Source organism: uncultured Campylobacter sp., from assembly GCF_937997595.1.
GTDB lineage: Bacteria > Campylobacterota > Campylobacteria > Campylobacterales > Campylobacteraceae > Campylobacter_B.
Genome location: NZ_CALKTS010000321.1, coordinates 1 through 6,679 on the forward strand (window position 1 = coordinate 1; position 6,679 = coordinate 6,679).

A 6,679-nucleotide genomic window follows, 5' to 3' on the forward strand; every position below is an offset into this window, starting at 1 on the left:
GCTCCGCCTGCGGAGTGGACGTTGGCGTATGTTGCAAGCACGCGCTCGATCTCCGCTTCTATAGGGCGATACGCGAGGCCCGAAGCGGCGAAATCAAAGTATTTGATCCCCTCTTTTAAGATGATGTTTTCTTTGATCGTTTTAAAATCCAAAGCGTGACTCCAAAATTTTTGCAAATTATATCCAAACTCGCTAAAATTACGCCCGCAAGGAGGGCGAAATTTACGAGTTAAAAGACACTGCGCGAAATTTGGGCGATGCTGGTATCGACGCGATTTTGCAGTTTCATTTCGTATTTGATGAGATAGGCTGCATAAGCGGCTACGCGGACGTTTTCGAAGCGATCGAAAATGAAATTTTGCTCTGCTTTGAACGTCTCGGCGAGCGCTTTAAATTCGGCGGCGAGTGCGAAGAGCAGATCAAAAAAGCGCTGATGAAATTCGCTAGAAGCGACCGCAAAAAGATCGGGATTTCAAAAATCTTGCCGCGATTTACGGCGCAAAAAATCACCGCAGATCTCATAAACGCGAAGTTTTTAATCACCGAAAAATCAAGCGAGCAAAGGGCGCAAAAAGAGCGCAAAAATGATCGCCTCCCGCGCGCGCTGCGCCGCTACCATATCACCGACAAGGTCCATTTTAGCAGCAACTTTGCGAGGTTTTGGTTTAGATTTATCGAGCCGAACCTGCCCGCGCTACGCCGCGGCGAAATAGGACGCGTGCTAAGCCTAATCAAAGCGGATTTCAACGCCTACGCGGGGCTCGGGTTTGAAATTTTAAGCAAGGAGCTGCTCGCGAAGTATCTAAATTTAGAGATTTCGCAAATTTCAAGCTTTTGGAACAAAGAGGTCGAGATCGACATCTACACGAAATTTGAGAGCTTTTGCGTCGCGGGCGAGTGCAAATACAAGGAGCGAAAAATTTCAAAAAACGTGCTAAACGAGCTCATGCTCAAATGCGAAAAAGCGCGCCTCGCGCCCGATCTGCTCGCGCTGTTTTCCAAAAGCGGCTTTAGCGGCGAGCTAGCAAGCCTAAAAAGCGATAAAATTTTACTTTTTTCGCTCGAGGATTTTAAAATTTTACTTTGAATGCGAGTGCGAAATCAATGATTATAAGGGAATTACCATGAAAAATAGGATCTTGGCGATATCGTTAGGCGTGCTTTTGAGCTTAAGCTTGGCTGGATGCGATAAGGGGAAAATAGAGGATATTCAAACAGAGGATTTTTATGCCGCCAATCCGGATAAAGCAAAAAGCGTCTCCGAGACGTGCGCCCTAGCCGATCTATCCAAAGAATCGGCAGAGATTTACGACAACTGCGAACGAGCCGCCATGGCGTATTTTAAAATCTATTATAATAGCGTGATGCAAGCAGCATCAAGGCAAGAGGTAAAGGCGCAAGATGAAAAACACAAAGCTATGTGCGAGCGCAAAGAGGTGCGAAATACGGAATTCGACGTGGAATGCTTTCTGTCTTTAGCTACCACAAATTTGCCGATAAACTCTACAAGACCCAAAAATAGGCTGATTTATCTACTAGAGGAATGCAGAGGCGATGCAGTTAGCCCAAAATGTAGGCTTTTAAGAAAGGAGATAGAATTTTTCACTAAAGCTCCCAGAATGAGTAAAGAAGAGGTCTGCGAGGCATTATCTAAAAAATTGCAAATCGTGATAAAAGACTATATTAATTTTTACGTATCGCAAGGTAGATTCGACGAAAATCCAGATAAGATAACAAGTATGACGGTCGAGCAGATAGCTCCAAACTCGATTAGCATAGGCACGACGAGCTACGTCAGCTGCTTTACTATAACCGCAATCGATACTAGCAAAAACGCTAGTTTGGAGATACGAAAAGGCGCAAGCCAAAATGATGAATTTTGCATGGAAACATATAAATTGCCCGAAGTCACAAAAATTCTAAATGAAAACGGCGGCGTTATTAGGCTTAGATAGCAAAATTTTATATTTTCAAATTTTATTACAAAGCCTTAAGGGCTTAATTTTAAAAATTGAAATTCCGCCGCTTGAAATTTTAAAACGGCGGAATTTTGTGAAATTTCAGCTCGCGCAGGCGGCTTGTACTACCGCGAGCAAACTCGCGCTGTCCGCGCACAAACCTCGCGCCATAAATTCCGTAAATTTAGACTATTTTTTCACCTTAATCACGTATGGCACCGATTTGATCACGCCTTTGGAAAATAGCGTCTTGGTGTCCGCATACACGGCGTCAAGCTCGGTCTTTGAGACGTCCGCATCGCTTACCTGCGCGTCCTTGTTATAGTATTTCTCGATCACGTCGATCGCGCCCTTTTGATCGCTCGGAGAGAGCGCTTTTAGATGCTTTAAAATCAGCGCCGATTTGATAAACGCGCTCTTGCCGTGCACCGGCGCAAAGATCAATTTTACGTTGCTGTTGCGAAGATGCTTCGTAATCCTTTTCATCTCCTCGACGCAATACGGACACTCCGGATCGCCCACGATGTAGGTCACGAAGGGATTGTTTTTATCAAACGACTCTATATAGGCAAATCTTGCGGGATCTATGCTCTTTAACAGCTCAAGCGCGGCGATATCCCTGGCGTCCTTTAAAATTTGAGTTCTCATTTTAAATAGCGCCGCATCCGCAGCATCTACGAGCTTGGGCTCCTCCGTCACTGCCACTAGACTTTTGCCGTCGTCGCTAGCTAAAAACGCCTCTTTTTTCTCGCCCGAGCGGACGATTAGTAAATTTAGCCCGTTTAGCGAGTTTAGCTTATCGATCGAGATGAGCTGAGCGTTTTTATCATTTAGACTTTGCTTTAGGTTTTTTACGAACTCCGCTTCGTTCGCATTCGCGCCAAGCACAAAAGCCGCACATACAGCCAAAACGTAGATGATTTTTTTCATAGCTTCCCTCCCCTTAAAATTTCGCCAATTATATCAATTTAAAATAAAATTTGTTATAATCGCGCCCTATCAATTTAAGGAGAAATTTATGGCTTATTCAATGGGCGATCTAAAAAAAGGTCTAAAAATCGAGGTGGACGGAATTCCGTTTAAAATCATAGAATACCAACACGTAAAACCGGGCAAAGGACCTGCTTTCGTGCGCGTTAAAATAAAATCTTTTATAGATGGCAAGGTGCTTGAAAAGACCTTCCACGCCGGCGATAAATGCGAGGCGCCAAACCTCGAGGACAAGCAGATGCAGTATCTCTACGACGACGGCGAGGCGTGTCAGTTTATGGATACCGATAGTTACGAGCAGATCGCGATCAGCGACGAGGACGTGGGCGAGGCGAAAAAATGGATGCTTGACGGCATGATGGTGGACATTATGTTTTACAACGGCAAGGCGATCGGCGTCGAGGTTCCGCAGGTAGTGGAGCTTAAGATCGTAGAAACTGCGCCAAATTTCCGCGGCGATACGCAGGGCAGCAACAAAAAGCCCGCCACGCTTGAGACCGGCGCCGTGGTGCAGATCCCATTTCACGTGCTCGAAGGCGAGGTCATCCGCGTAGATACCGTCCGTGGCGAGTATATCGAAAAAGCAAACAAATAATCCTCATATTTTTGCGAAATTTCAATTTCGCAAAAATTCCTCTTTCTTTTAAAATTTATAAATTCCAGACGATAAATTTAAACTGCATCGGTTGCGTAAATTTTGATTAAAATAGCTTTTTAAATTTACCGCGGTGCGGGATTATTCAGTCTAAATTTTGCGTAACGCCGATTTGGCAAAATTTAAAATGATTTGACGATTAAATTTACGGATATGAAATTTGAGTATAAAAAACGCCCGAAAGCAAATCTTGCGACCCGCTTTCGGGCTTTGAGCTAGGCTGCAACTTTAATTAGATTTAAAATTTCACCTTCACTTGGGAAACGAGGCTTAGCAAAATCTTTATTAAAGAAAAGCTTTCTGCCGTCAACTTCTACTAGAAAGTCTCCGCTGCCACCAGGGACCAACTCGACAACCGCATCCTTATAGACGCTTGTTATTTCATCTCTCACACGGAGAGCTTGCGGTCTATAAGATCAAGAATTACAATAAGTAATTACAACCTTCATCTTTATTCCTTTCTAAAAAAAGTGCCACATTCTAGCAGAACTAGCTTAAATTTTAATATAAAAGTTGGGGTTCCGCGCACCTCAGCATTTAAAATTTGTGAGCATATTTCGCAGTTTGCAAAGCTCTAAATTTCGCTGCCGCGGGCTTAAGGCTAGTCTTAAAATTTTAAAATTTCATCGTAGCAGAGATAAAAATTGCAGCCGTGCGCGTGGAATTTCTTATCGCCGTGAAAGTGTCCGAAATACCACCGCTCAGGCCTTACGAGCTCAAAGATCCGCTCCAGATACTCAGACGTTTTATCGGGGGTGCTTTTGCCGCACCAGAGGTATTCTTTTAAAAATTTCATCGCAAACCTCGGCGCCGTGTGGCTTAGCACCGCATCGATCCGTCCGCCAGAGGCGATGAAATCGCGCGCATTTTGCATCGCGTAGCTAAACTCCTCCTCGCTCGGAATCTCGCGCGCCCACCAGCTAAGCCCCGGTATCCGATGCGCCTTATCGACACTAAGCGCGCCGCCGAAACACAAAAAATGTCGCCCCGCGATCTCATAAATTTCGCCGCGCCGCAGCCAAAATATGTTTTCGCCGCCCACGCTCACGGTGCCGCCGAATTTCCGCTTGCGCGGCAGCTCATCCAACATATCGAAATTTTCATGGTTGCCGTCGATAAAAAGAAGCGTGGCGGGGAAATATCTTTCTATATTTTTGCGCGCCATAAACTCATCTATCCGCTCGCTCCAAAACAGCCCAAAATCCCCGAGCACGATGACGAAATCATCGGCGCTAAGCCCGCCCGCAAAAGCCTTGTTTGTTATTTTGCCGATCTCGTTTATGCCGTGCGTATCGCCGCAAAGATATATCATCTGCCTCTCCTTTTTTGCTTTCTTAAATTTAACTCGCCGCGCTTTGTCGCAACCCATGAGAATGAAATTTTAAGCGCTAAATTTTACGCAGCGCACACCGCACAGACCTTTTGCCCCTAGCCGTAACCACATAAATTTAATCCAAATTAAAAACGTAAATTTGGGCGACGTATTTTAAAAGCACAGGCATCAAGCCTATCGACGCGTAAATTTAAAGCCGCAGCTTCTGATTTAAATTTCGTGGCGCAGATCTAAGCGGCGAAATACGAGTAGGCGCAGCTTTGCTTACTGCCGCCAAATTTTAAATTTAGCGACGGACTTTCTAAATCTATAGTGAACCACGTAAATTTAGCGGCGGATTGTGCAATTTTCACAAAGAGCTTTGTAAATTTTCACAGCGAACTTTATAAATGCCACAACAAGCCGCCTAAATTTAAAGATTAATTTTAAAGCCTGCCGCGCAATTTCGTCGCCAGCGCTGCGCCGATTTTTTCGTAGCCCTCTTTTTGCAAGTGGATTTCGTCGGGGCGGATAAGCCCACGCTCGCGCCAGCCGCGCCAGCCGCCATCCTCGTCCATAAGACCGGCTATGTCGTAAAACATCGCCCCTTCGTCTCGCGCTAGATGCGCTAGCACCTCCGCAGCGCGTGAGGCGTTTGGCACTTTAGGGCTTCGAGGCGGCGCTACGAGCAGGATTTTCGCACCGGGAGCTGCGGAACGGACGGAGCGAAGCAGTCCACGGACGCTTTGGTAGAATTTTTGTTCATCAAATTTCGGATCCATCGCATCGTTTGTGCCGTAAGCGATGACTACCAGATTGTATCTAAGTCCCGAAAAATCCCTACCAAAGGCATCTGCACCCCATTTTTCGTAGAGGTTGCTAAACGCGCCGTTGCTCGCACAAGAGTCTGCAAAGCGCGCGTTTTTACGGTAAATTTTATATCCTCCAAGCTCTGCTCCGTCACGCAGCGATCGAATTTCGATCGGAAATCTAAGTCGCAGCTTAGAATACTCCCATTTCTGCGGCACTTCTTGCGAAATATACGCGCTTAGCCCACTTGCATCGCGCACGCGAAAAATCTCGCCGCCCTGATCCGATTTATGTAAAATTTCGACGTAAAAATCGCCGCTAAGCTGCTTTAGCTCCAGTCGCACATTAGCGCCCTTTTTGCCGGTAGCGATCACTCCGCATAGCGGAAAATCGGGGTCTTGCTCGGTGCGGGATGAGATTACATTAAAGCCGCTTTGCTTAAATTCTATATTTTCGCTTTTGTGATATTTAGGCATCATTGCAGGCACGAAGCCGACGCTGTTTTGCACGAAAAAGCCGTGCCTGAAAGCATCTATCAGCGCATCGCTTCCTAAATGCGAATCGCCAAAAAATTTCACTCCAAAGCCCGCAGAGCTTTTTGCGTTTGCGGAATTTATGCCGCGAACGCCTGCGTTTGCCGCGCATCCGCCTAATAATGCGGCAAATAAAATCACTATAAATTTACTCAACTTCAATCCTTGATAAAATTTCTTTCGCTACCGCTTCGCAACCCTCTTTGCTCATATGAATGCCGTCGTCTTGACGCACGCGCACGAGCTTGGAGCCGCTTTGCAGATAGGTTTTATAGATGCCTTTTTCGCACACCAGCGGGGTTGTTTGCATAAAATACCCGCCAAGCGCCATACTAGCGTCGGCATATATTTGATTTAGCAGCTGCGTTTTCTCCTCAAAATCCGGCTTTTGCATACACGGCATCGCAAGCCACAGCACTCC

At 45.9% G+C, this 6,679-nt stretch carries 9 protein-coding genes and 1 pseudogene; 3 read left to right on the forward strand and 7 right to left on the reverse strand.

The annotated features are described in order from the left end of the window. Window positions 1-176, reverse strand: a pseudogene (locus Q0614_RS10855) (aminotransferase class V-fold PLP-dependent enzyme); the annotation flags it as partial. Between the two features lie 74 nt (window positions 177-250). Here Q0614_RS10855 and Q0614_RS10860 point away from each other — a divergent pair. Together Q0614_RS10860 and Q0614_RS10865 are read left to right on the forward strand one after the other, a co-directional pair. Further along, complete coding sequence (locus Q0614_RS10860) at window positions 251-1,087, forward strand: DUF234 domain-containing protein (RefSeq protein WP_298788681.1); 837 nt, start codon at window positions 251-253, stop codon at window positions 1,085-1,087. A gap of 37 nt (window positions 1,088-1,124) precedes the next feature. Beyond that, window positions 1,125-1,955 carry a hypothetical protein gene (locus Q0614_RS10865; protein WP_298788683.1) on the forward strand — a complete coding sequence of 277 codons (831 nt, stop codon included), beginning with the start codon at window positions 1,125-1,127 and terminating at the stop codon, window positions 1,953-1,955. Between the two features lie 192 nt (window positions 1,956-2,147). On the opposite strand, the gene Q0614_RS10870 is transcribed toward Q0614_RS10865, so the two are convergent. Further along, window positions 2,148-2,888, reverse strand: a complete 741-nt coding sequence (locus tag Q0614_RS10870) for a hypothetical protein (RefSeq protein ID WP_298788684.1) — start codon at window positions 2,886-2,888, stop codon at window positions 2,148-2,150. An 88-nt stretch (window positions 2,889-2,976) separates the two neighbouring features. Here Q0614_RS10870 and efp point away from each other — a divergent pair, with 88 nt between their 5' ends. Continuing rightward, a complete protein-coding gene (gene efp, locus Q0614_RS10875) occupies window positions 2,977-3,543 on the forward strand; it encodes an elongation factor P (protein WP_298094814.1) in 567 nt (188 codons plus the stop codon). A gap of 275 nt (window positions 3,544-3,818) precedes the next feature. Here the strand turns inward: efp and Q0614_RS10880 are convergent, their stop codons facing one another. The 5 genes from Q0614_RS10880 to Q0614_RS10900 all read right to left on the reverse strand — a co-directional run. Beyond that, window positions 3,819-4,052, reverse strand: a complete 234-nt coding sequence (locus tag Q0614_RS10880; protein WP_291940039.1) for a SelT/SelW/SelH family (seleno)protein — start codon at window positions 4,050-4,052, stop codon at window positions 3,819-3,821. Window positions 4,053-4,210: 158 nt separating this feature from the next. Next, window positions 4,211-4,915 carry a metallophosphoesterase gene (locus Q0614_RS10885; RefSeq protein WP_298788685.1) on the reverse strand — a complete coding sequence of 235 codons (705 nt, stop codon included), beginning with the start codon at window positions 4,913-4,915 and terminating at the stop codon, window positions 4,211-4,213. A gap of 251 nt (window positions 4,916-5,166) precedes the next feature. Further along, window positions 5,167-5,289 (reverse strand): hypothetical protein, encoded by a 123-nt coding sequence (locus Q0614_RS10890; RefSeq protein WP_298788686.1) that lies wholly within the window; start codon window positions 5,287-5,289, stop codon window positions 5,167-5,169. A gap of 72 nt (window positions 5,290-5,361) precedes the next feature. Further along, the gene (locus tag Q0614_RS10895; RefSeq protein ID WP_297943317.1) at window positions 5,362-6,414 is read right to left on the reverse strand and encodes a GDSL-type esterase/lipase family protein; all 1,053 of its coding nucleotides are present in this window, start codon (window positions 6,412-6,414) and stop codon (window positions 5,362-5,364) included. Continuing rightward, window positions 6,407-6,679, reverse strand: a 273-nt coding sequence (locus Q0614_RS10900; protein WP_298788687.1) for a hypothetical protein, incomplete at its 5' end; no start/stop codon positions are given. The genes Q0614_RS10895 and Q0614_RS10900, both read right to left, overlap by 8 nt.